Source organism: Burkholderia sp. MSMB1498 (assembly GCF_001526245.1).
Classification (GTDB): domain Bacteria; phylum Pseudomonadota; class Gammaproteobacteria; order Burkholderiales; family Burkholderiaceae; genus Burkholderia; species Burkholderia savannae.
In genome coordinates, this window is sequence record NZ_LOYJ01000084.1 from 128,767 (window position 1) to 151,348 (window position 22,582).

21 protein-coding genes and 1 tRNA gene are annotated in these 22,582 nt (G+C 66.4%); 12 read left to right on the forward strand and 10 right to left on the reverse strand.

All coding sequences use genetic code 11. The annotated features are described in order from the left end of the window. Positions 1–19: 19 nt before the first annotated feature. A complete protein-coding gene (locus WS91_RS18550; protein WP_059583274.1) occupies positions 20–1,756 on the reverse strand; it encodes a proline--tRNA ligase in 1,737 nt (578 codons plus the stop codon). Between the two features lie 218 nt (positions 1,757–1,974). Between WS91_RS18550 and WS91_RS18555 the strand changes: the two genes are divergently transcribed. Both WS91_RS18555 and WS91_RS18560 read left to right on the forward strand, forming a co-directional pair. Then, a complete protein-coding gene (locus tag WS91_RS18555; RefSeq protein ID WP_038754405.1) occupies positions 1,975–2,625 on the forward strand; it encodes an RNA pyrophosphohydrolase in 651 nt (216 codons plus the stop codon). 85 nt (positions 2,626–2,710) lie between these two features. After that, on the forward strand, positions 2,711–3,268 hold the full coding sequence (locus WS91_RS18560; protein ID WP_059670746.1) for a CNP1-like family protein: 558 nt from the start codon (positions 2,711–2,713) through the stop codon (positions 3,266–3,268). 198 nt (positions 3,269–3,466) lie between these two features. Here the strand turns inward: WS91_RS18560 and proB are convergent, their stop codons facing one another. The 4 genes from proB to rplU form a co-directional block, all read right to left on the reverse strand. Continuing rightward, on the reverse strand, positions 3,467–4,585 hold the full coding sequence (proB, locus tag WS91_RS18565) for a glutamate 5-kinase (protein ID WP_038754411.1): 1,119 nt from the start codon (positions 4,583–4,585) through the stop codon (positions 3,467–3,469). Between the two features lie 94 nt (positions 4,586–4,679). Next, a complete protein-coding gene (cgtA, locus tag WS91_RS18570) occupies positions 4,680–5,798 on the reverse strand; it encodes an Obg family GTPase CgtA (RefSeq protein WP_059583270.1) in 1,119 nt (372 codons plus the stop codon). A gap of 184 nt (positions 5,799–5,982) precedes the next feature. Beyond that, positions 5,983–6,246 carry a 50S ribosomal protein L27 gene (gene rpmA / locus WS91_RS18575; protein ID WP_006025185.1) on the reverse strand — a complete coding sequence of 88 codons (264 nt, stop codon included), beginning with the start codon at positions 6,244–6,246 and terminating at the stop codon, positions 5,983–5,985. A gap of 28 nt (positions 6,247–6,274) precedes the next feature. Further along, complete coding sequence (gene rplU, locus WS91_RS18580; RefSeq protein WP_006025184.1) at positions 6,275–6,586, reverse strand: 50S ribosomal protein L21; 312 nt, start codon at positions 6,584–6,586, stop codon at positions 6,275–6,277. Between the two features lie 221 nt (positions 6,587–6,807). Between rplU and WS91_RS18585 the strand changes: the two genes are divergently transcribed. The 9 genes from WS91_RS18585 to WS91_RS18625 all read left to right on the forward strand — a co-directional run bounded on the left by WS91_RS18585 (position 6,808) and on the right by WS91_RS18625 (position 14,668). Continuing rightward, the gene (locus tag WS91_RS18585; RefSeq protein ID WP_059670757.1) at positions 6,808–7,800 is read left to right on the forward strand and encodes a polyprenyl synthetase family protein; all 993 of its coding nucleotides are present in this window, start codon (positions 6,808–6,810) and stop codon (positions 7,798–7,800) included. A gap of 41 nt (positions 7,801–7,841) precedes the next feature. Next, positions 7,842–7,918: transfer RNA gene (locus WS91_RS18590), tRNA-Pro, on the forward strand. 241 nt (positions 7,919–8,159) lie between these two features. Next, positions 8,160–9,368, forward strand: coding sequence for an HlyC/CorC family transporter (locus WS91_RS18595; protein ID WP_231752040.1), 1,209 nt, complete (start codon positions 8,160–8,162; stop codon positions 9,366–9,368). Positions 9,369–9,469: 101 nt separating this feature from the next. After that, positions 9,470–10,747 (forward strand): GspE/PulE family protein, encoded by a 1,278-nt coding sequence (locus WS91_RS18600; RefSeq protein WP_059670747.1) that lies wholly within the window; start codon positions 9,470–9,472, stop codon positions 10,745–10,747. Then, positions 10,744–11,961 (forward strand): type II secretion system F family protein, encoded by a 1,218-nt coding sequence (locus WS91_RS18605; protein ID WP_038754435.1) that lies wholly within the window; start codon positions 10,744–10,746, stop codon positions 11,959–11,961. Before WS91_RS18600 ends, WS91_RS18605 begins: the two co-directional genes overlap by 4 nt. Before the next feature lie 44 nt (positions 11,962–12,005). After that, entirely contained in the window at positions 12,006–12,917 is a 912-nt protein-coding gene (locus WS91_RS18610; RefSeq protein WP_059670748.1) for a prepilin peptidase, read from the forward strand. A 3-nt stretch (positions 12,918–12,920) separates the two neighbouring features. Next, complete coding sequence (gene coaE / locus WS91_RS18615; RefSeq protein ID WP_059670749.1) at positions 12,921–13,532, forward strand: dephospho-CoA kinase; 612 nt, start codon at positions 12,921–12,923, stop codon at positions 13,530–13,532. A gap of 146 nt (positions 13,533–13,678) precedes the next feature. After that, the gene (zapD, locus tag WS91_RS18620; protein ID WP_038754444.1) at positions 13,679–14,434 is read left to right on the forward strand and encodes a cell division protein ZapD; all 756 of its coding nucleotides are present in this window, start codon (positions 13,679–13,681) and stop codon (positions 14,432–14,434) included. Positions 14,435–14,464: 30 nt separating this feature from the next. Next, positions 14,465–14,668: a DNA gyrase inhibitor YacG gene (locus WS91_RS18625; protein ID WP_059670750.1), complete on the forward strand. Its 204-nt coding sequence runs from the start codon at positions 14,465–14,467 to the stop codon at positions 14,666–14,668. Positions 14,669–14,785: 117 nt separating this feature from the next. On the opposite strand, the gene WS91_RS18630 is transcribed toward WS91_RS18625, so the two are convergent. The 4 genes from WS91_RS18630 to secA form a co-directional block, all read right to left on the reverse strand. Then, positions 14,786–15,235, reverse strand: a complete 450-nt coding sequence (locus WS91_RS18630; protein ID WP_059670751.1) for an NUDIX domain-containing protein — start codon at positions 15,233–15,235, stop codon at positions 14,786–14,788. Beyond that, positions 15,232–16,101 (reverse strand): ATP-binding protein, encoded by an 870-nt coding sequence (locus WS91_RS18635; RefSeq protein ID WP_059647155.1) that lies wholly within the window; start codon positions 16,099–16,101, stop codon positions 15,232–15,234. Before WS91_RS18635 ends, WS91_RS18630 begins: the two co-directional genes overlap by 4 nt. 21 nt (positions 16,102–16,122) lie before the next feature. Next, positions 16,123–17,364 carry a bifunctional glutamate N-acetyltransferase/amino-acid acetyltransferase ArgJ gene (gene argJ, locus WS91_RS18640; protein ID WP_038754455.1) on the reverse strand — a complete coding sequence of 414 codons (1,242 nt, stop codon included), beginning with the start codon at positions 17,362–17,364 and terminating at the stop codon, positions 16,123–16,125. A gap of 156 nt (positions 17,365–17,520) precedes the next feature. After that, positions 17,521–20,304, reverse strand: coding sequence for a preprotein translocase subunit SecA (secA, locus tag WS91_RS18645; protein WP_038754458.1), 2,784 nt, complete (start codon positions 20,302–20,304; stop codon positions 17,521–17,523). A 411-nt stretch (positions 20,305–20,715) separates the two neighbouring features. On the opposite strand from secA, the gene WS91_RS18650 reads away from it, so the two are divergent. Beyond that, entirely contained in the window at positions 20,716–21,195 is a 480-nt protein-coding gene (locus WS91_RS18650; protein ID WP_059583253.1) for a DciA family protein, read from the forward strand. Positions 21,196–21,487: 292 nt separating this feature from the next. Here WS91_RS18650 and lpxC read toward each other — a convergent pair whose 3' ends face one another. After that, complete coding sequence (gene lpxC / locus WS91_RS18655) at positions 21,488–22,405, reverse strand: UDP-3-O-acyl-N-acetylglucosamine deacetylase (protein ID WP_009888790.1); 918 nt, start codon at positions 22,403–22,405, stop codon at positions 21,488–21,490. Positions 22,406–22,582 lie beyond the last annotated feature (177 nt).

Below are 22,582 nucleotides of genomic sequence, written 5' to 3' on the forward strand. Positions count from 1 at the left end.
CTCTTCGCTTCGTCGACGATCAGCGGCCGAGCGCCGCGCGGACCTTCTCGACGACCGTCGCCGCGGCCGAATCGGCGGGCAGCAGCGTCGCTTCGGCGTCGCGGCGGCCCTGGTACTCGATCTTGCCGTCCTTCAGGCCGCGCTCGCCGATCACGAGGCGGTGCGGCACGCCGATCAGCTCCCAGTCGGCGAACATCACGCCCGGGCGCTCGCCGCGATCGTCGAGGATCACGTCGACGCCCGCCGCGGCCAGATCCGCGTAGAGCTTGTCGGCCGCTTCGCGCACCGCGTCGCTGCGGTCATAGCCCATCGGGCAGAGCACGATCTCGAACGGCGCGATCGCCTCCGGCCAGATGATCCCCTTGTCGTCGAAATTCTGCTCGATCGCCGCGCCGAGAATCCGCGTGACGCCGATCCCGTAGCAGCCCATCACCATCGGCTGCGCCTTGCCCGATTCGTCGATGAACGTCGCGCCCATCGCATCCGAATACTTCGTGCCGAGCTGGAACACGTGGCCGACTTCGATGCCGCGGCAGATGTCGAGCGCGCCCTTGCCGTCCGGCGACGGATCGCCCGCCTTCACGTTGCGGATGTCGGCGATCACGGGCTCCGGCAGGTCGCGGCCCCAGTTCACGCCGGCGATGTGGTAATCGACCTCGTTCGCGCCGACGACGAAGTCGCTCATGTTCGCGACCGTGCGATCGGCGACCACGCGCACCGGCTTCTTCGTGCCGATCGGGCCGAGATAGCCGGGCGGCGTGCCGAACCACTCGACGATCTCCGCCTCGGTCGCGAAGCGATAGCCGGCCAAGCCCGGCAGCTTCGCCGCCTTGATCTCGTTCAGATCGTGGTCGCCGCGCAGCATCAGCAACCAGATCGTCGGCTCGGCGCCGTCGTTGTCGGTCGCGAGCACGATCGACTTGATCGTGCGCTCGAGCGGAATGCCCATCAGCTCGGCGACCGCCTCGCACTTCGCCTTGCCGGGCGTCGCGACCTTCTGCATCGCCTCGGCGGGCGCCGCACGGCTAGCGAGCAGCGGCAGCGCCTCGGCCGCCTCGACGTTCGCCGCGAAGTCGGACGTCGGGCAGTAGGCGATCGCGTCCTCGCCGGTATCGGCGATCACGTGGAATTCGTGCGAGCCGCTGCCGCCGATCGAGCCGTTGTCGGCTGCGACCGGGCGGAACTCGAGGCCGATCCGCGTGAAGATCCGCACGTACGCGTCGTACATCTTCTTGTACGATTCCTTGAGGCCTTCGTGGTCCTTGTCGAACGAGTACGCATCCTTCATGATGAATTCGCGCCCGCGCATCACGCCGAAGCGCGGGCGGATCTCGTCGCGGAACTTCGCCTGGATCTGGTAGAAGTTCACCGGCATCTGCCGGTAGCTCTTGATCTGGTTGCGCGCGATGTCGGTGATCACCTCTTCGTGCGTCGGCCCGATCACGAATTCGTTCTGCTTGCGATCCTTGAAGCGCAGCAGCTCCGGGCCATACTGCTCCCAGCGCCCCGACTCCTGCCACAGCTCGGCCGGCTGCACGGCGGGCATCAGCAGTTCGATCGCGCCCGCACGGTTCATCTCCTCGCGCACGATCGCCTCGACCTTGCGAATCGAGCGCAGGCCGACCGGCAGATAGTTGTAGATGCCGCCGGCGACGCGGCGGATCATGCCTGCGCGCACCATCAGCTTGTGACTGACGATCTCGGCGTCGGCGGGTGCTTCCTTCAGGGTGCCGATAAAGAAACGGGAGGCTTTCATGCGAACGGTTCCATTAGCAGCGGCCAACGCGGGCCGCCCGAAAAAAGTCTAAGGGTGAATAAACGACTGCGCCTGACAGTGTGCGGCGCAGCTGACATAGCAGACAAATCGGGGACAGTGTAGTTGACGCGCCCCGCCCGGATTCGCTCCGTTCCGGTGCGCAACGCCCGTTATCTGTTTATAATCAAAGCAATTTTAAAGGATTCGAAGGTGGTTGTATGCTGGATCGTGAAGGCTTTCGCCCGAACGTCGGCATCATCCTCTTGAACGCGCGCAACGAAGTGTTTTGGGGCAAGCGGCTCCGCGAGCATTCCTGGCAGTTTCCGCAAGGGGGCATCAAGTACGGCGAGACCCCGATGCAGGCGATGTACCGGGAACTGCACGAGGAAACCGGGCTGCTGCCGGAACACGTCAAGATCATCGGCCGCACTCGCGACTGGTTGCGTTATGAGGTGCCAGACAAGTTCATCAAGCGCGAAGTGCGCGGTCATTATCGCGGCCAGAAGCAGATCTGGTTCCTGCTGCGAATGGTCGGGCGCGATTGCGACATCTGCCTGCGCGCGACGGATCATCCGGAGTTCGATGCGTGGCGCTGGAACGAATACTGGGTGCCACTCGACGCGGTGATCGAGTTCAAGCGGGATGTATATCAGTTGGCGTTGACCGAACTGTCGCGTTTCCTGCGCCGCCCGGCGCAGCGCCCCGACAAGTCGCGCGGTCCGCGCGCGACGCGCTATCCGCGCGTCGCGAACGGGCACGCGGCCGCGGAAACACCGGCAGCGATCGACGCGTCGGCAGTCTGTTCGGAAATCGAGCCGGGCGCGAGCACGCTCGACGAAAATCCTCCCCGCCTGATCTTGCGCGACTGACGCGCGGGCTCGTCCGGCGGGAATGAAAAACGCATGACCGGGCGCGGCATTGAAGGATGCCGCGCTTTTTTACGAGGTATGCATATTGAAAGCGATTGCTCTTGCCGCCGCGTCGATTGCCGCGGCCGCCGCGCTGGCCGGCTGCGCTCATTCGAACACCCCGTCCAACAAGGACGACAGCGCGTTCACCTACTTGCTCGACCGTCAGCCGCAATGGGCTGAAAACAAGGTCGAGAAGCTGCCGCCGCTGCCGCAGACGAGCGATTTGCTGCCGTTCAACGTGTCGCAGAACACGCCGCTCAAGTTCCTCGTCGATTCGAAGTCGCTCGACGTCGGCACCGACGGCGTCGTCCGCTATGTCGTCGTCGTGACAAGCCCTGCCGGCGCGCGCAACGTCAACTACGAAGGCATTCGCTGCGATACGTATGAATGGCGCCAGTATGCGGGCCTGAACGCGGACCACGACGGCTGGGACCGCACGGTCGAAACCGATTGGCAGCGCATCGAGAACGGCGAGCTGAATGCGTACCATGCGGCGCTTTATCAGGACTTCTTCTGCGCGAACAAGATGCCGGCGGGCAAGCGCCAATCGATCGTCGAGAACATTCGCTACAACCGGACGACGCTCAATCAGATCCGTTGATCCTGTGATCCGCTAATTGGGTGCTGCCGGACACGCGACCGCCTGCTGGCGCCCCGGCAGGCGGGACGCGCGAATGCGCCGAAGATCGGCCGCGAAGCAGCGCCGCGACAGCGCGACAAACGCAAAAAAAGCCCGCACGTGCGGGCTTTTTCGTTTTGTTCGTTTTGTTCGTTCGGCTTCGCTCGACGCGCGGCGTCGTCAGACGACGACGAGGTTGTCCCGATGAATCAGCTCGGGCTCGAGCATGTAGCCGAGCACCGCTTCGATCTCGCCGCTCGGCTTGCGCTGGATCAGCTTCGTCTCGGCGCTGCTGTAATTCGTGATCCCGCGCGCAACTTCGCGCCCCGCATCGTCGACGCACGCGATCACTTCGCCGCGCGCGAACACGCCCTGCACCGCGACGACGCCGATCGGCAGCAGGCTCTTGCCGCCCGCCGTCAGCTTGTCGACGGCGCCCGCATCGATGACGACGTGGCCGCGCATCTGCAGGTGATCGGCCATCCATTGCTTGCGCGCCGCCATCCGCGCGGTGCGTGCGATCAGTTGCGTGCCGATCGCTTCGCCCGACGCGAGCCGCACGAGCACATCGCGCTCGCGGCCGCTCGCGATCACCGTGTTCGCTCCGCTATGCGCGGCGCGCTTCGCCGCGAGGATTTTCGTCAGCATGCCGCCACGGCCGATGCTCGAGCCCGCGCCGCCCGCCATCGCCTCCAGCTCGTGCGCGCCGGCGCTCGCCTCGGCGACGAGCGTCGCGCTCGGGTCCTTGCGCGGATCGGCGGTGAAGAGGCCCTGCTGGTCGGTCAGGATGATGAGCGCGTCGCCTTCGATCAGGTTCGCAACGAGCGCACCGAGCGTGTCGTTGTCGCCGAACTTGATCTCGTCGGTGACGACGGTGTCGTTCTCGTTGATGATCGGCACGACGCCGAGCCGCAGCAGCGTGAGGAGCGTCGAACGCGCGTTCAGATAGCGCTCGCGATCGGCAAGATCCGCGTGCGTGAGGAGAATCTGCGCTGTACGGATACCGTGCTCGGCAAAGCGGCTCTCGTACACCTGCGCGAGCCCCATCTGCCCGACGGCCGCGGCCGCCTGCAGTTCGTCGATTTCACGCGGCCGCTTGTTCCAGCCGAGGCGCTGCATCCCTTCCGCGATCGCACCTGAGCTCACGAGCACCACCTCCTTGCCCGCGCCACGCAACGCGGCGATCTGGGCGGCCCATCGGCCGATGGCGTCATGGTCGAGCCCGCGACCGTCGTTGGTGACGAGGCTCGAGCCGACCTTCACTACCAGGCGCTTCGAATCGGCGATGATCGAACGCATCGTGCGCTGTCTCCTGTGAATCCTGTGAATGATGCGCGATTGAATCTCTCACGCACCGAGCGAACCGCTCGGCGCGTTGCGGCGGCGAATATGCTTAGGGCGCGTCGGCTTCACGCTCGCGCGGCTCGCCCGCCGCGGGCGGTACGTCGCGAAAGCGCACGTCCGACGCCAGATCCTCGGCGAGCTCGGCGCGATGCGCATCCGAATGTTCGGCAAGATAGTCATAGATCGCGTAGACGAGGGCTTCGCAGCCTTGGCCGGTCAGCGCGGAGATCTCGAATACGGGGCCCGTCCAGCCGAAGCGCTCGACGAAATCGGCGACGCGCGCGCCGCGCTCGCCCTCCTGCACCATGTCGAGCTTGTTCAGGACGAGCCAGCGCGGTTTCTCGTACAGCGATTCGTCGTACTTGCGCAACTCGCCGACGATCGCCTTCGCCTCCGCAACGGGATCGACGTTTTCGTCGAACGGCGCGAGATCGACGAGATGCAACAGGAGACCCGTGCGCTGCAGATGCCGCAGGAACTGGTGACCGAGGCCCGCGCCCTCCGCCGCGCCTTCGATCAGGCCCGGAATGTCGGCAATCACGAAGCTCTTGCCCGGCCCGACGCGCACGACGCCGAGATTCGGCGCGAGCGTCGTGAACGGATAGTCGGCGATCTTCGGCTTTGCGTTCGACACCGACGAAATGAACGTCGACTTGCCGGCGTTGGGCATCCCGAGGAGGCCCACGTCCGCAAGCACCTTCAGCTCGAGCTTCAGCATGCGCCGCTCGCCCGGCTTGCCGTCCGTCTTCTGGCGCGGCGCGCGGTTCGTGCTCGACTTGAAATGCAGATTGCCGAGGCCGCCCGCGCCGCCCTTCGCAACGAGCACCTTCTGATCGTGCTCGGTCAGATCGGCGATCAGCTCGCCCGTATCCATGTCGTTGATCACGGTGCCGACGGGCATGCGCAGCGTGATGTCGTCGCCGCCCTTGCCGTAGCAATCCGAGCCGCGACCGTTCTCGCCGTTGCGCGCCAGGTGCTTCTTCGCGTACCGATAGTCGATCAGCGTATTGATGTTGCGATCCGCGATCACGTAGACACTGCCGCCGCGGCCGCCGTCGCCGCCGTCCGGCCCGCCGAACGGGACGAATTTCTCGCGGCGCATCGACGCGCTGCCATCGCCCCCGTCTCCGGCGATGACTTCGATTCGCGCTTCGTCAATGAACTTCATCCGTCACTCCGTTCAGTATGTGCTGCCATTCCCGCTATTGTGCCGCGCGGCGCAGCGCTTGACCAATCGGCCGAACGGCCGACGCGCGCGCCGGGTGCCCGCGCGCAAGACGCGCGCAAAATAAAAAAGGCCCCGCTGCTACCGCGGGGCCTTTTCTTGGCTACGAAGCCCGTCGCGCCTGAACTCAGGCAGCGGCCGGAACGACGACGACCGTATGCTTCTTGTCGGCGCCCTTCGTCGTGAACTTCACGTGGCCGTCGACCAGCGCGAAGAGCGTGTGGTCCTTGCCCATGCCGACGTTTTCGCCTGCGTGCATGCGCGTGCCGCGTTGACGCACGATGATGCCGCCCGCGTTGATCGCCTGGCCGCCATACACCTTGACGCCGAGACGCTTCGACTCGGAGTCGCGGCCGTTCCGGGACGAGCCGCCTGCTTTTTTGTGTGCCATCTGATTGCTCCTTTACCGAGGAAGGCGCTTACGCGTTGATCGCGTCGATGCGCAGCTCGGTGTAGTTCTGGCGGTGGCCGCCGTGCTTTTGGTAGTGCTTCCGGCGACGCATCTTGAAGATGGTGACCTTGGCATGACGACCGTGAGATACGACGGTAGCCTTGACGGAAGCCCCACTGACCAGCGGCGTACCGAACTTAATCGATTCGCCTTCGCCCACTGCGAGAACCTGGTCGAGCGTGATTTCTGCGTCAATGTCTGCCGGTATCTGTTCTACTTTCAGTTTTTCGCCAACGGCAACCTTGTACTGCTTGCCGCCGGTTTTTATGACCGCGTACATTGAGAACCTCACTCTGGATCCATTTTTCCGCACACCGTGCGCGGAAAACGCGTGATTATACATAGAGTTAGCGCTTCGGTCAAAGCCCATCCACGTCTTGCGCGCCTGATCGTGGCGCGGACATCGGCCGGACGGCCGAAAAACGCGCGATGAAGTCGCACGACGGCTCGGCTCAACGGCGATTCGCCTTATAATCCGCGGCACTACCAATTTCCATGATCATGTCGTCGACTGCCACCCCCTCCCTCAGCGCCGCCCACCTGCTCGCCCCGATCGCAAGCGATATGGAGCAGGTGAATCGCGTCATCCGGCAAAGCCTCGCGTCCGACGTGCTGCTGATCAACCAGATCGCCGAGTACATCATCGGCGCGGGCGGCAAGCGGCTGCGGCCGGCGCTTCTTCTTCTCGTCGCCGGCGCGCTCGGCGAAAACACGAGCCAGAAGCACGTGCTCGCGGCCGTCGTCGAATTCATCCACACGGCGACGCTGCTGCACGACGACGTCGTCGACGAATCCGAGCTGCGGCGCGGCCGCAAGACCGCGAACGCACTGTTTGGCAATGCGGCGAGCGTGCTCGTGGGCGACTACCTGTACTCGCGCTCGTTCGAGATGATGGTGGGCGTGGGCAAGATGCGCGTGATGGAGATCCTGTCGGAGGCGACGACGATCATCTCCGAAGGCGAAGTGCTGCAACTGCTGAACATGCACGACGCCGACGTCGACGAAACCCGCTACATGCAGGTGATCCGCTACAAGACGGCGAAGCTGTTCGAGGCCGCCGCGCGGCTCGGCGCGGTGCTCGCGGGAGCCGACGCGCCGACGGAAGCCGCCGCCGCCGAATACGGCCGCCGCATCGGCACCGCGTTCCAGATCATGGACGACTGGCTCGACTACGCGGGCACTGCCGAGTCGATGGGCAAGAACGCCGGCGACGACCTGCGCGAAGGCAAGCCGACGCTGCCGCTCATCTATCTGATCGAGCGCGGCACGCCCGAGCAGTCGGCGCTCGCGCGCGAGGCGATCGAGCAGGGCGGCACCGACCGCTTCGACACGATCTTCGACGCAATCACGCGGTCGGGCGCGCTCGACCATACGCTCGAATGCGCTCGCCAGGAGGCCCACGCAGCAGCCGCAGCGATTTCTTCATTTCCCTCTTCCATTTTCAAAGAGAGCCTGCTAGAATTATGCTTTTACTCGACGTCACGTCAGTCTTGATCTAGACCGAAGCGACGAAGCAGTACGAATCGAGTCCAAATCGGGGTGTAGCTTAGCCTGGTAGAGCGCTACGTTCGGGACGTAGAGGCCGGAGGTTCGAATCCTCTCACCCCGACCAGATTTGCAAAAAACCGCGCACACGATGCGCGGTTTTTTTTTGCGCGACGGCGAGCGTCGCGCTGCGGCACCTACGGCGCGGCGCCGTACACGATCCGATCGCGCCCCTCTGCTATAGTCTTTTCCATTCCTGTCATTCACCGACTCTCCGACGCGTGGACCAAATTCCCTTATGGGCGCAAATCAGCGCCGTCTTCCTGCTTCTTCTCTGCTCCAGCTTCTTCTCCATTTCTGAAACCGCGATGATGGCGCTCAATCGCCATCGGCTCAAACATCTCGCGAGCCGCGGCGCGCTCGGCGCGAAAACGACGCAGGGGCTCCTCGCGCGAACCGATCAGTTGCTGAGCGTGATCCTGATCGGCAACAACCTGTTCAACACGATCATCCCGGTGCTGACGACGTCGATCGCGCTGCACACGTTCGGCCACAACAACTTCGTGCTGTCGATTGCGACCGGCATCGTCGCGTTCCTCATCATCGTGTTCGCGGAGATCACGCCGAAGATCGTCGGCGCAACGTTCCCCGAACGGATCGCGCTGCCGGCGAGCGTCGTGATCGCGCCGCTGATGCGCGTGATGATGCCTGTCGTGTGGTTCGTCAACACGCTGTCGGGATCGATCCTCGCCACGCTGCGGATCAACACGAAAGCGGGCCGCGACCAGCGGCTGTCGACCGAGGAGCTGCGCTCGCTCGTGCTCGAGTCGGGCAGCTTCATGCCGACCAAGCACCGCAGCATCCTGCTCAATCTGTTCGATCTCGAGAACATCACTGTCGACGACGTGATGATTCCGCGCCGCCAGATCGAGGCGCTCAACATCCTCGCGCCGCTCGACGACGTGCTGCATCAGCTCGAAACCTGCTATCACAACCGGCTCGTCGTCTACGAAGGCGACATCGACCGCGTGCTCGGCGTGCTGCACGTGCGCAAGACGCTCGCCGCGTTCCACAATCAGGATTTCGATCGCGAAACGCTGCGCGGGCTGCTCGCGGAACCGTACTACGTGCCGTCGGGCACGCCCGTGTTCCAGCAGTTGCAATTCTTCCAGGAGAGCCGGCAGCGTACGGCGCTCGTCGTCAACGAATACGGCGAGCTGCAGGGGCTCGTCACGCCGGAGGACATCATCGAGGAGCTGATCGGCGAATTCACGACGACGATGCCGCGAAGCGAAAACTCGAAGAGCGGCTGGGACGCGAACGGCGAATGCATCGTCGCGGGCAGCATGCCGCTGCGCGAGCTGAACCGCTGGCTGCATCTGAGCCTGCCGACCACGGGCCCCAAGACGCTCAATGGCCTGATCCTCGAAATGCTCGAGGAAATTCCCGAAGGCGACGTGTGTCTGAAGATCGACGACGTGATGATCGAAGTGCTGCGCACCGACGACCAGGGCGTGCGCACGGTCAAGCTGTTCAAGCCGCGCACGCAGCGCGGCGGGCGCGCGTCGAACGCCTGACGGCGCGCCGCGGTTGGCCGATCGGCCGACTGGCGGCCGCCCTGCCCGACGCGCGATGATCGCTCCATCGTGTCGAGCAGGCGGCCGCGAGGCCGAATCCGATGTCCGCAACGCCCCCCAACCCTTCCTTTTCTTCCGCGTGGCCCGCAGCGGCGCTCCCACCCGCGGCGTCCGCCCCGCCTCGGGCTCGCACCGCCGAGCTCGCCGACGACGCGCCCGCGGTAGGTGTCGTCGCCGACATGCTGCGCGCGGCGCACGAACGCGATGCGTCCGACATTCACGTCGAGCCGGGCGAATCCGGCTGGCGCGTGCGCCTGCGCATCGACGGCGTGCTGCACGAGTTCGCGCGCCCGCCCGCCCATCTGCGCGACGCATGCGTGACGCGCATCAAGGTGCTCGCGCGAATGGACATCGCCGAGCGCCGCGTGCCGCAGGACGGCCGCCTGCGGCTCACGCTCGCGCCGGGGCGAGCGGGCGACTACCGGGTCAGCTCGCTGCCGACGCTGCATGGCGAAAAGCTCGTGCTGCGGCGCCTCGAAACGCTGCCCGACAATCTGTCGCTCGCCAAGCTCGGCTTCGACGCCGCTCAGGCACGCAGCGTCGAGGCGGCGATCGGCGCGCCGCACGGCCTCGTCCTCGTCACGGGACCGACGGGCAGCGGCAAGACGCTGTCGCTCTACTGCTTCCTGCAAATGCTGAACGACGTGTCGCGCAACGTCTGCACGGTCGAAGATCCGGCCGAAATCGAGCTCGACGGAATCAATCAGGTCGGCGTGCGCGAGAAAGCGGGCTTGACCTTCGCGGTCGCGCTGCGTGCGTTCCTGCGCCAGGACCCGGACGTCATCATGGTTGGCGAGATACGCGATGCGGAAACCGCCGACGTCGCGCTGAAAGCCGCGCAGACGGGGCATCTCGTGTTGTCCACGCTGCATACGAACGACGCGCCCGCGGCGGTGGCCCGACTGCTCGACATCGGCGTCGCGCCGTACAACCTCGCCGCCGCGCTGCGGCTCGTGACCGCGCAGCGGCTTGTGCGGCGACTCTGTCCTGCGTGCCGTACGCCGTCCGGCGCGCCGCTCGACGCTCTGCGTGCGGCGGGCCTCGACGCCGCTACGCTCCACGCCGGCTGGCGTCCCTATGAGGCGGCGGGCTGCGCCGCGTGCCATGGCATCGGTTATCGGGGGCGCATCGGCGTTCATCAAGTCATGCCGCTGTCCGACGCGCAACGCGACCTGATCGTCGCGCGCGCGAGCAGCGCCGAGCTCGCGCGGCAAGCGCGCACCGAAGGCATGACGAGTCTGCGCGACGCGGCGCTCGCCCGCGTGCGCGACGGCACGTCGAGCCTGGACGAGGCGCTCGGCACGACGGAGGCGGCATGAGCACGCGCAATCCGCCCCCACCGATCGAGGCGCGATATCGCTGGGCGGGCGTGACGACCGACGGCGCGCGGCGGCGCGGCACACTGATCGCCGTCAGTCCGTTCGCTGCCCGTGCGGCGCTCAAAGGCACGGGCGTCACGGTGCTGCATCTCGAAGCGCGCGGCACGGCGCCGCAGCCCGCCGTGCGGGCGAGCGAAGTCACGCGTTTCGCGCGGCAGCTCGCCGACCTCCTGCGCGCGGGGCTCGCACTCGCGCCGTCGCTCGACTTGCTCGCGCAAGCGATGCAGCGAAGCGAAATGCCACGCATCGCGGCTGGCCTTGCGCGCGAGATCGTTGCGGGACGACAGTTCTCCGCCGCGCTGCGCCGCTACCCGCGCCAGTTCGATCCCCTCTTCTGCCAACTGGTCGCGGTCGGCGAGACGGCGGGGGCGCTCGCGGCCGTCCTTGCACGACTCGCCGACGATCGCGAGCGCGCGGCCGCGCAATATGCGCGAGTCCGGGGCGCGCTCGCTTATCCCGTCGCCGTGCTGCTGTTCGCGCTTGCGATCACCGCAGCGCTGCTGATCTGGGTCGTGCCGACGTTCGAGCAGATCTTCTCGGGCTTCGGCGCCGCACTGCCGGCGCCGACCCGCTTCATTCTGGCGCTGTCGGCTGGCGTGACGCGCTGGAGCGCGCCCGTCGCCGCGTTCGCACTGCTCGCCGGCCTCGCCTTGCGCCACGCAGCTCGCCGTTCCGCGGCCGCGCGCCTTGCACTCGCGCAGGCGCTGCTGCGCGCGCCGTTCGCCGGACCGCTCATGCGCACGCTCGCCGCAGCCCGGTGGAGCCGCGCGCTCGGCACGCTGCTCGCCGCCGGCACGCCCCTCACCGACGCTTTCGCCGCGTTGTCGAACGCAACCGGCAATGCACGCTTCGATCTCGCGACAGCCGGCATCGCCGCGCGCTTGCAGCACGGCGAACGGCTCGCCCGCGCAATGCGCGCCGAAAGGTGCTTCCCGGACGACATCGTCCAGCCGATCGCCGTCGCCGAGGAATCGGGCACGCTGGATACGATGCTCATCGACGTCGCGGCGCTCTGCGATCGCCGCATCGACGAACAGATCGGCGTGCTTGCGAACATGTGCGAACCCGTCGTGATCGTCGTGCTCGGCGCGCTGATCGGTGCACTCGTGGTCGCGATGTACTTGCCGATCGTCCAGCTCGGCAACGTGGTGTAGCATCGCAGCCGAATCCGACTCCATTTGCAATGCCAACCGCCCCGATGACGCCCAATCCGTTCCTTCCCGATCCGGCCGCGCACGCGGCCGCCGGGCCGCTCGCCGCGTTCGCGGCGCTCCCCACGGGCATGCAGCTTGCGTTCGCGATCGTGCTCGGCCTCGTCGTCGGCAGCTTCATCAACGTCGTCGTTCATCGGCTGCCGATCATGATGAAGCGCGCGTGGCTCGCGGAGATCGCCGAAGCGACGGGCGAGCCGCACGCCGACGACGGCCTGCCGGCGCGCTACAACCTCTGGGCGCCGCGCAGCGCATGCCCGCACTGCGGCCACGTGCTGCGCGCATGGGAAAACGTGCCGGTCCTGAGCTACATCGCATTGCGCGGCCGCTGCGGCCGCTGCCATGCGCCGATCGGCGCGCGCTATCCGCTCGTCGAGCTCGCGAGCGGCGCGCTCGCCGCCGGTTCGCTCTTGCTCTTCGGCCCGAGCGTCGCTGCGCTCGCCGCGTTCGGCCTGTGCGCGGCGCTTCTCGCAATGAGCGCGATCGACATGCAGACCGGCTTTCTGCCCGATTCGCTGACGCTGCCGCTGCTGTGGGCCGGGCTTTGCGTCAATCTGTGGGAGACGTTCGCGAGCCTGCGCACCGCGGTGATCGGCGCGATCGCCGGCTATCTGTTTCTCTGGTGCATCCTGTGGCTCTTCAAGTTGCTGCGCGGCATCGAAGGGATCGGTTACGGCGACCTGAAACTCCTCGCCGCGCTCGGCGCATGGCTCGGCTGGGAAGCGCTGCCCCAAATCGTGCTGATCGCCGCGGTCGCGGGCGCCGCCGTCGGCCTCGTCGCGACCTGGCGCGGCCGCATGCGCTTCGAGGAACCGCTGCCGTTCGGTCCATTCCTAGCGGCGGGCGGTGCGGCGACCCTCTTTTTCGGCACGCCGTTCTATCTGCTGCTCGGAGGCTGACCTATGTTCTCGGTGGGATTGACGGGCGGAATCGGCAGCGGGAAGACAACCGTCGCGAATCTGTTCGGCGAGCTCGGCGCATCGATCGTCGACACCGATCTGATCGCGCACCGCATCACCGCGCCGCGCGGCCTCGCGATGCCGCTCATCGCCCGCGAGTTCGGCGCCGCGTTCGTCGCGGCCGACGGCTCGCTCGATCGCACGAAGATGCGCGAGCTGATCTTCGGCGACGAATCCGCGCGCAAGCGGCTCGAGGCGATCACTCATCCGCTGATCCGCGAAGAAACCGAGCGCGAAGCGAGCGCCGCGCAAGGCGCGTACGTCGTTTTCGTCGTGCCGCTGCTCGTCGAATCGGGCACGTGGAAGGCGCGCGTCGACCGCGTGCTCGTCGTCGATTGCAACGTCGAGACGCAAATCGCGCGCGTGATGCGCCGCAACGGCTTCAGCCGCGAGCAGGTGGAGGCGATCGTCGCGCGCCAGGCGCCGCGCGACGCACGTCTCGCCGCCGCCGACGACGTGATCGTCAACGACGGCGCGTCGCACGACGAGCTCGCAGCCGAGGTCGCCGCACTGCACCAACGCTATCTCGCACACGCGGCCGGCGCGCAGAAATGACGAACTTGCGGTGCATATGTTGCGTCCGCTGCATGAAATCGCCGCGTGCGCCATACGCCCCGAAAAATGGCGCGATTGCGAGGGTAGACAGTGGGCATTAGAATGTCCCTGCAATTTTGGTCACCCACCGCGAGAGGCGAGCGCGCTTGATTCTTTACGAGTATCCGTTCAACGAGCGAATCCGCACGCTGTTGCGTCTCGAAGATTTGTTCGAACGCTTCACGTTCTTCGTGGCTCAAGAGGACGCGAGAGAGCATCATGTCGCGCTGACGACGCTGTTCGAAATCTCCGAAGTCGCGGGCCGCGCAGATCTGAAATCGGATCTGATGAAGGAGCTCGAACGCCAGCGGCAGACGCTCGCGCCGTTTCGCGGCAATCCAGGCATCGAGCAGAACGCGCTGGAAGCCGTGCTCGGCGAAATCGAGCAGACGCTTGCGAACCTCGCGCAGATGCAGGGCAAGACCGGCCAGCATCTGATCGACAACGAATGGCTCGCCAGCATCCGCAGCCGCGCGGTCATCCCCGGCGGCACCTGCAAGTTCGATCTCCCTTCGTACTACGCGTGGCAGCAGTGGCCCGCCGAGCAGCGCCGCCAGGACATCGCCAAGTGGGCGATGCCGCTCCTGCCGCTGCGCGACGCCGCGATGATCGTGCTGCGCCTCGCGCGCGAATCCGGGCAGGCGTCGAAGGTGATGGCGATGCAGGGCAGCTATCAGCAGATGCTGTCCGGACGCACCTACCAGCTGATGCAGGTGCGCGTCTCTCCCGAGCTGCGCGTGATTCCCGAGGCGAGCGCGAACAAATACATGCTATGGGTGCGCTTCACCGCGCAGGACGGCGATGTCCGGCCGCGCGCGGTCGACATCGACGTGCCGTTCCAGCTCACGCTCTGCAACCTGTAACTGCGGCCTCGCGCCGCATCGATCATCCGTATGGCTACCGTCGTGAAATGCCCGTCCTGCGGCAAGGAAGTGCGCTGGACGCCCGAAAACCGCTTTCGCCCGTTCTGTTCCGCCCGCTGCAAGCAGCTCGATCTCGGCGCCTGGGCAGCCGAGAAGTACCGAATCGGCGGAACCGATGACGAAGCGCCGTCCGACGACGACGCGAGCCATCGGGAAGACGGCGGCCGCAACTGACCGTCCGCCGCGCCAAGCGGCCCCGACGCGGCTCGTGCCGCGAATCGCCGCCCCGAAAAAGTCCGGCCGACTAAATAGGGTAATAGGAAAGCTGCGGAACCGAGGTTCCGCGCACGTTTATTGCGGCGTCTCGCCGTGCTCGCGCGCGAGCAGTTCGAGCACGGGCAGCGCGGCGGGCAACGGCGGCTCGAGGTCGACGGGCAGATGCTGCCAGACGAACGCCTGCCCTTCGCGGCTGTGCGGCTCGCCCGTCCACCCCGTGACCTTGCAGAAGTGCAGGCGAACGTACGCGTGCGGATAGTCGTGCTCGAGCGTATGCCAGCGATGACACTCGGTCACGGCGATGCCGAGCTCCTCGTGCAGCTCGCGCGCAAGCGCCTCTTCGACACTCTCGCCAGCCTCGAGCTTGCCGCCCGGAAACTCCCAATAGCCCTCGTAAGGCTTGCCGGGCAGCCGCTGCGCGAGCAGATAGCGGCCGTCAGGCTGCACCAGCACGCCGACCGCGACTTCGGTCACCTTGCGGCCGACGCCCGCAGGCGCCGCGTCGTTCGTCACTTCGCTACTCATACTTTCTCCTTGCGGCCCGCGCGATCGCGCGCGAACTGCCATGCGACCCGGCCGGAGCGCGAGCCGCGCTCGAGCGCCCAGACGAGCGCGTCGCCGCGCGCCGCCTCAATCTCGGCGTCGTCGCAGCCGAAATGCTTGAGCCAATGGCCGACGATCGTCAGATAGTCGTCCTGCTTGAACGGATAGAAACTGACCCAAAGGCCGAAACGCTCCGACAGCGAGATCTTCTCCTCGACGACCTCGCCCGGATGGATCTCGCCGTCCGGCAGATGCTTGTACGTCTCGTTGTCGCTCATGTACTCGGGCAGCAGATGGCGGCGGTTCGACGTCGCGTAGATCAGCACGTTGTCGGACTGCGCGGCGACCGATCCGTCGAGCGCGACCTTGAGCGCCTTGTAACCCGATTCGCCCTCCTCGAACGACAGATCGTCGCAGAACACGATGAAGCGCTCGGAACGCGCGGCGATCAGCTCGACGATGTCGCCCAGATCGTGCAGATCTTCCTTGTCGACTTCGATGAGCCGCAGCCCGTCCGCCGCGTACGCGTTCAGGCACGCCTTGATCAGCGACGACTTGCCGGTGCCGCGCGCGCCCGTCAGCAGCACGTTATTCGCGGGCTTTCCGATCACGAACTGGCGCGTGTTCTGCTCGATCAGCGCCTTTTGGCGCTCGATGTTCTGCAGATCGTCGAGCGAGATCGTCGAACGCGCGACGACGGGCTGCAGATAGCCGCGCCCCTGGCGCTTGCGCCAACGGAAAGCGAGCGCTGCCGTCCAGTCGACGGCGGCAGCCGCCGGCGGAAGAATCGCTTCGAGGCGCTCAAGCAACGCCTCGGCGCGGTTGAGAAACTGCTCGAGTGGGTCCATGATGTCGCGCCCTCGTGTGGCTTACGAACGATAGTCGGCGTTGATGCTCACGTATTCGTGCGACAAATCGCAAGTCCAGATCGTCGCCTGCGCGTCGCCGCGGCCGAGCAGCACGCGGATCGCGATCTCGCTCTGCTTCATCACGCGCTGGCCGTCCTCTTCCAGATACGCGGGATTGCGGCCGCCCGCCTTCGCGACGAGCACGTCGTCGAGATAGAGATCGATCTTGCCGACGTCGAGATCCGCGACGCCCGCGTAGCCGATCGCCGCGAGAATCCGGCCGAGGTTCGGGTCCGACGCATAGAACGCCGTCTTCACGAGCGGCGAGTGGCCGATCGCGTACGCGATCTGGCGGCACTCGGCCACGCTCTTGCCGCCCTCGACCGTCACCGTCATGAACTTCGTCGCGCCTTCGCCGTCGCGCACGATGAGCTGCGCGAGCGTCTGCGCAACGGCGGTCACCGCGTCGCGCAGCGCCGCGTACGCGGGCGAATCGGTCGACGCGATCTCGGGCAGGCCCGCCTTGCCCGACGCGATCAGGATGAACGAGTCGTTCGTCGACGTGTCGCCGTCGATCGTGATGCAGTTGAACGAGCGATCGGCCACTTCCTTCACGAGCGCGTCGAGCACCGGCTGCGCGACCTTCGCGTCGAACGCGAGGAAGCCGAGCATCGTCGCCATGTTCGGCTTGATCATCCCTGCGCCCTTGCTGATGCCCGTCAGCGTGATCGTGTGGCCGTCGATCGTCACCTGGCGCGACGCCGCCTTCGGCAGCGTGTCGGTCGTCATGATCGCCTGCGCGGCGTCGTACCAGTTCGCCGCCGCGCGGCTCGCGAGCGCGGCGGGCAAGCCGGCCTTCAGGCGCTCGATCGGCAGCGGCTCGAGGATCACGCCCGTCGAGAACGGCAGCACCTGCTCGGGCGCGATGCCCGCGAGGCGCGCGAGCTCCGTGCAGGTCTCGCGAGCATGCGCGAGGCCCGGCTCGCCCGTGCCCGCGTTCGCGTTGCCCGTGTTGACGACGAGCGCGCGAATGCCCGCGCCGCCCGCGCGCACCTTCGCCAGATGCTCGCGGCAGACCGTCACGGGCGCCGCGCAGAAGCGGTTCTCGGTGAACACGCCCGACACGGCCGCGCCTTCGTCGACGGAAACGACGAGCACGTCCTTGCGGTTCGGCTTGCGAATGTTCGCCTCCGCCCAGCCGAGCGTCACGCCGGCGACGGGATGCAATTGCGCGGGATCGATCGAGGGAAAATTGACAGCCATCTGAAGCACCTGCCCCGAAGGAAAATGCCGGCATTCGAGCCGGCATCGATTGGATTGAAGAACCGGCGGCCGCTCACGCGCCGCCGCGCATCACACCTCGAAAAACCTTTCGCACAGACGACGCGGCGCGCTCATCGCGCGCCGCCTTCGATCACGTCAGTTCAGCTTGCCGTGACAGTGCTTGTACTTCTTGCCGCTGCCGCAGGGGCACGGATCGTTGCGGCCGACCCGCGGCACTTCGCCCGCCGGGCCGCTATGGCTCATCGCGTGGCCGACCATTTCGGCCGTCGCATCCGCGACCGCCGCGCCGCCCGCCGCAGCCGCGGCGAAATCGGCGTGCTGGAATTCGACGTTCTCGAGATGGCCGCCCTGCTCCTCGATCTGCTCGGCCGCTTCCTCGAGCTGCTCGGGCGACTGGATCTGCACGTTCATCACGATCCGCGTGACTTCCTGCTTCACGGCGTCGAGCATCGCCGCGAACAGCTCGAACGCCTCGCGCTTGTACTCCTGCTTCGGGTTCTTCTGCGCGTAGCCGCGCAGGTGGATGCCCTGGCGCAGGTGGTCGAGCGCCGCAAGGTGCTCGCGCCAGAGGCGGTCGAGCGTCTGCAGCATGATCGAGCGCTCGAACGCGCTGAACGACTCGCGGCCGACGAGCGCGACCTTCGCTTCGTAGTGTTCGTCGGCGGCCGTCGTGACCGCGTCGACGATCTCGTCCGCGTTGATCGACGACGACTCGTTCACCATTTCCTGGATCGCGAGATCGAGCTGCCAGTCGTTGCGCAGCGCCTCTTCGAGCTCGGGGAGTTGCCACTGCTCTTCGATGCTGCCCGCCGGCACGAACGGGCGGACCACTTCCGACATCACGCCGTGCCGCATCGCGCCGATCGTCTCGGCGATGTCGTGCGCCTCGAGCAATTCGTTGCGCTGCTGATAGATCACCTTGCGCTGATCGTTCGACACGTCGTCGTATTCGAGCAGCTGCTTGCGGATGTCGAAGTTGCGCGCCTCGACCTTGCGCTGCGCCGATTCGATCGAACGCGTGACGATGCCCGCTTCGATCGCCTCGCCTTCCGGCATCTTCAGGCGATCCATGATCGCGCGCACGCGGTCGCCCGCGAAGATGCGCAGGAGCGGATCTTCAAGCGACAGGTAGAAGCGCGACGAGCCCGGATCGCCCTGGCGGCCCGCGCGGCCGCGCAGCTGGTTGTCGATCCGGCGCGATTCGTGCCGCTCGGTGCCGATGATGTGCAGGCCGCCCGCCGCCTTCACCTGCTCGTGCAGCGTTTCCCACTCGTCGTGCAGCTTCTGAATCCGGCGCGTCTTGTCGTCGGCCGGAATCGATTCGTCGGCCTCGATGAACGCCGCCTGCTTCTCGGCATTGCCGCCGAGCACGATGTCGGTGCCGCGGCCCGCCATGTTGGTCGCGATCGTGATGCGCTGCGGACGCCCGGCCTCGGCGACGATCGCCGCTTCGCGCGCGTGCTGCTTCGCGTTGAGCACCTCGTGCGGCAGGCCCGCCTGCTTGAGCAGATGCGACAGCAGCTCCGAGTTTTCGATCGACGTCGTGCCGACGAGCACCGGCTGGCCGCGCTCATGGCATTCGCGGATGTCGCGGATCACCGCGTCGTAGCGCTCCTTCGCGGTCTTGTAGATCTGATCCTGCTTGTCGATCCGCTTCGGCGGCCGGTTGGTCGGGATCACGACGGTCTCGAGGCCGTAGATCTCGTTGAACTCGTACGCTTCGGTGTCCGCCGTGCCCGTCATGCCGGCGAGCTTCGCGTACATCCGGAAATAGTTCTGGAACGTGATCGACGCGAGCGTCTGGTTCTCGCTCTGGATCTTCACGTGCTCCTTCGCCTCCACCGCCTGATGCAGGCCGTCGGACCAACGGCGGCCCGGCATCAGGCGGCCCGTGAATTCGTCGACGATGATCACTTCGCCGTTCTGCACGACGTAGTGCTGGTCGCGATGGAACAGCGTATGCGCGCGCAGCGCCGCGTACACGTGGTGCATCAGCGTGATGTTCTGCGGCGCATAGAGGCTCTCGCCGTCGCCGATCAAGCCCCATTCGGCGAGCATCCGCTCGGCCTTCTCGTGTCCCGACTCGGTCAGGAACACCTGGCGGCCCTTCTCGTCGAGCGTGTAGTCGCCCGGCTTCTCGACGCCCGTGCCGTCCGCCTTCTCCTCGCCGATCTGACGCTCGAGGAGCGGCGGCATCGCGTTCATCCGCACGTACAGCTCGGTGTGATCCTCCGCCTGGCCCGAGATGATGAGCGGCGTACGCGCCTCGTCGATCAGGATCGAGTCCACTTCGTCGACGACCGCGAAGTTCAGCGGCCGCTGCACGCGCGCGTCGGTCTCGTAGACCATGTTGTCGCGCAGGTAGTCGAAGCCGAATTCGTTGTTCGTGCCGTACGTGATGTCGGCCGCGTACGCCGCCTGCTTCTGGTCGTGCTCCATCCCCGACAGGTTGATGCCGACGGACAGCCCGAGGAAGTTGTAGAGCCGGCCCATCCACTCCGCGTCGCGCTGCGCGAGATAGTCGTTGACCGTCACGACGTGCACGCCGCGGCCCGCGAGCGCGTTCAGATACGCGGCGAGCGTCGCGACGAGCGTCTTGCCTTCGCCCGTGCGCATTTCGGCGATCTTGCCGTAGTGCAGCACCATCCCGCCGATCAGCTGCACGTCGAAGTGGCGCATCTTCAGCACGCGGCGGCTCGCTTCGCGGCACACGGCGAACGCGTCGGGCAGGAGTTTGTCGAGCGACTCGCCGGCCGAGATGCGCTGACGAAACTCCCCTGTCTTGCCGCGCAACTGGTCGTCCGTCAGCTTTTCGATCTGCGTTTCGAGCGCATTGATCGCCGCGACGGTCTTTTGGTATTGCTTGACGAGCCGCTGGTTGCGGCTGCCAAAAATTTTCTGAAGAAAACCGGTTGTCATCGGATCGGGTGTGCGTCGGTGCAACGGCCCCGGAGCGGTGAACGCCCTCCCCGGCGCGCCGAGCCTCGGCGGCTTAGCGTAGAAGTGAATTCAAACGTCGAATTTTAGCACGCGCTCCAGGGCGCGCCGGTGTCGGCGGCGGCGGCCGCCGCCATGGGGCGCGCCTCGGCCGGGCGGGAACGCGAAAAGCGACCGCCATCCGCCATCCGGCGATCGGCGATCGGCGGTCGGCGGTCGGCGGTCGGCGGTCGGCGGTCGGCGGTCGGCGGTCGGCGGTCGGCGGTCGGCGGTCGGCGGTCGGCAAACACGATACCCGCGGCCGCCGAACGACATCGCGGTACAATCGGCGCATCGCTCCACCATCCGGTCGCCCGTCATGCGCCCAGCCACGCGGCGCAGCCGACTGCCCTCATGAACCGACCGCCGAAGCAATTATTTCGTCCGAACGACTGGTCGCGGCCGCAAGCGGCCGCCGACGTCCTCAAGCGCACCGACGCGTTCGCCGCGTTGCGCGCGGGCGTCGAGCAGGTCGCGGCGCTGAAGCGGGATCTGGCCGCGTTGCTTCCCGATTATCTGGCGAACCACGTCGAGCCCGGCTTCATCAAGGACGGCGCGCTCACGCTGTTCGCCGCGCACAACGCGCTCGCCGCTCGGCTGCGGCAGGTCGAACCGCGGCTTCTGTCGGAGCTACAGGCGCGCGGATGGGCAGTGGCCGCCCTGAAGGTGCGCGTGCGCCCGCAGCCCGCGCCGGAGCCGCCGCGCGTCAAGCAGGCTCGGATGTCGGCGGCCGGCACCGACGCGCTGCGCCAACTCGCCGACACGCTCGAGCCGTCGCCGCTGCAAAGCGCGCTCGCGCGCATGGCCGCACGCCACGCGAAAGCGCCGCGCTGACCGATTCGCGGCGCACGGCCCCCATCCCACGCCCGGCATAAAAACCCCGGAGCCGATTGCCGGCCGCACCGCCGCCGTCCGCGAGCCCCGATGCGCGGCCCATTGACGCATCGCGCGGCGCCTCGCCCATCTCGCGGCAACCCCGCAGCCGCGATCGAGCCGCCCCGAGACGCGCAACGAACGTCCACACGGCCACAAGCGAAACGCCACGAGACACTCGACGCCATGAAAAAAGCGGCCCGCAGGCCGCTTTTTTGCAGTCGCGCGTCCGGGACGCGCTCGCATCGATGCATCACGCGAACGCTGTCTGGGCGTCGAAGCCGAAGCCCGTCGGCGCCGCCTTCGGATCGTCGAACGTGACGATCTCGTAAGCGTCCTCGTGCGCGAGCAGCTCGCGCAGCAGCGCGTTGTTCAGCCCATGGCCCGACTTGTACGCGGTGTATGACGCGAGAAGCGGATGGCCGACCACATACAGATCGCCGATCGCGTCGAGCATCTTGTGCTTCACGAATTCGTCGTCGTAGCGCAGCCCGTCGTTGTTCAGAATCCGGTACTCGTCGAGCACGATCGCGTTGTCCATGCTGCCGCCGCGCGCGAGCCCGAGCTCGCGCATCATCTCGACTTCGTGCGCGAAGCCGAACGTGCGCGCGCGCGCGATCTCGCGCACGTACGATGTGTTCGCGAAATCGACCTCGAGCTCCTGGCCCGTCTTGTCGACGGCCGGATGACGGAAGTCGATCGTGAACTTGAGCTTGAAGCCGAAGTACGGATCGAGGCGCGCGAACTTGTCGCCGTCGCGGATCTCGACGGGCTTCGTCACCTTGATGAACTTCTTCGCCGCGTTCTGCTCTTCGATGCCGGCCGACTGGATCAGGAACACGAACGAAGCCGCGCTGCCGTCCATGATCGGAATTTCCTCGGCCGTCACGTCGACGTAGAGGTTGTCGATGCCGAGGCCCGCGCACGCCGACATCAGGTGCTCGACCGTCGACACGCGCGCGCCGTCCTTCTGCAGCACGGACGCAAGCCGCGTATCGCCGATCGACAGCGCCGAAGCCGGAATGTCGACGGGCGTCGGCAGATCGACGCGCGAGAACACGATGCCCGTATCGGGCGCCGCGGGGCGAAGCGTCAGTTCGACCTTGCGGCCCGAGTGCAGGCCGATGCCGACGGTCTTGACGATCGATTTGATGGTGCGCTGCTTCAACATGGTCAAAGTCTTCTTGATTGAAGATATCAATCAGGAGTTTTATTCGATAGGCGAGATTATAACGTAAATCCCCATTTCGCGTCGTGATGATCGACGTTTCAAAGTGTTTCGACGCATTACCCTGCGCAAATGCGAGACGGGCCGACGCCCGGAACGGAGGCGTTCCCGGTCGTCGGC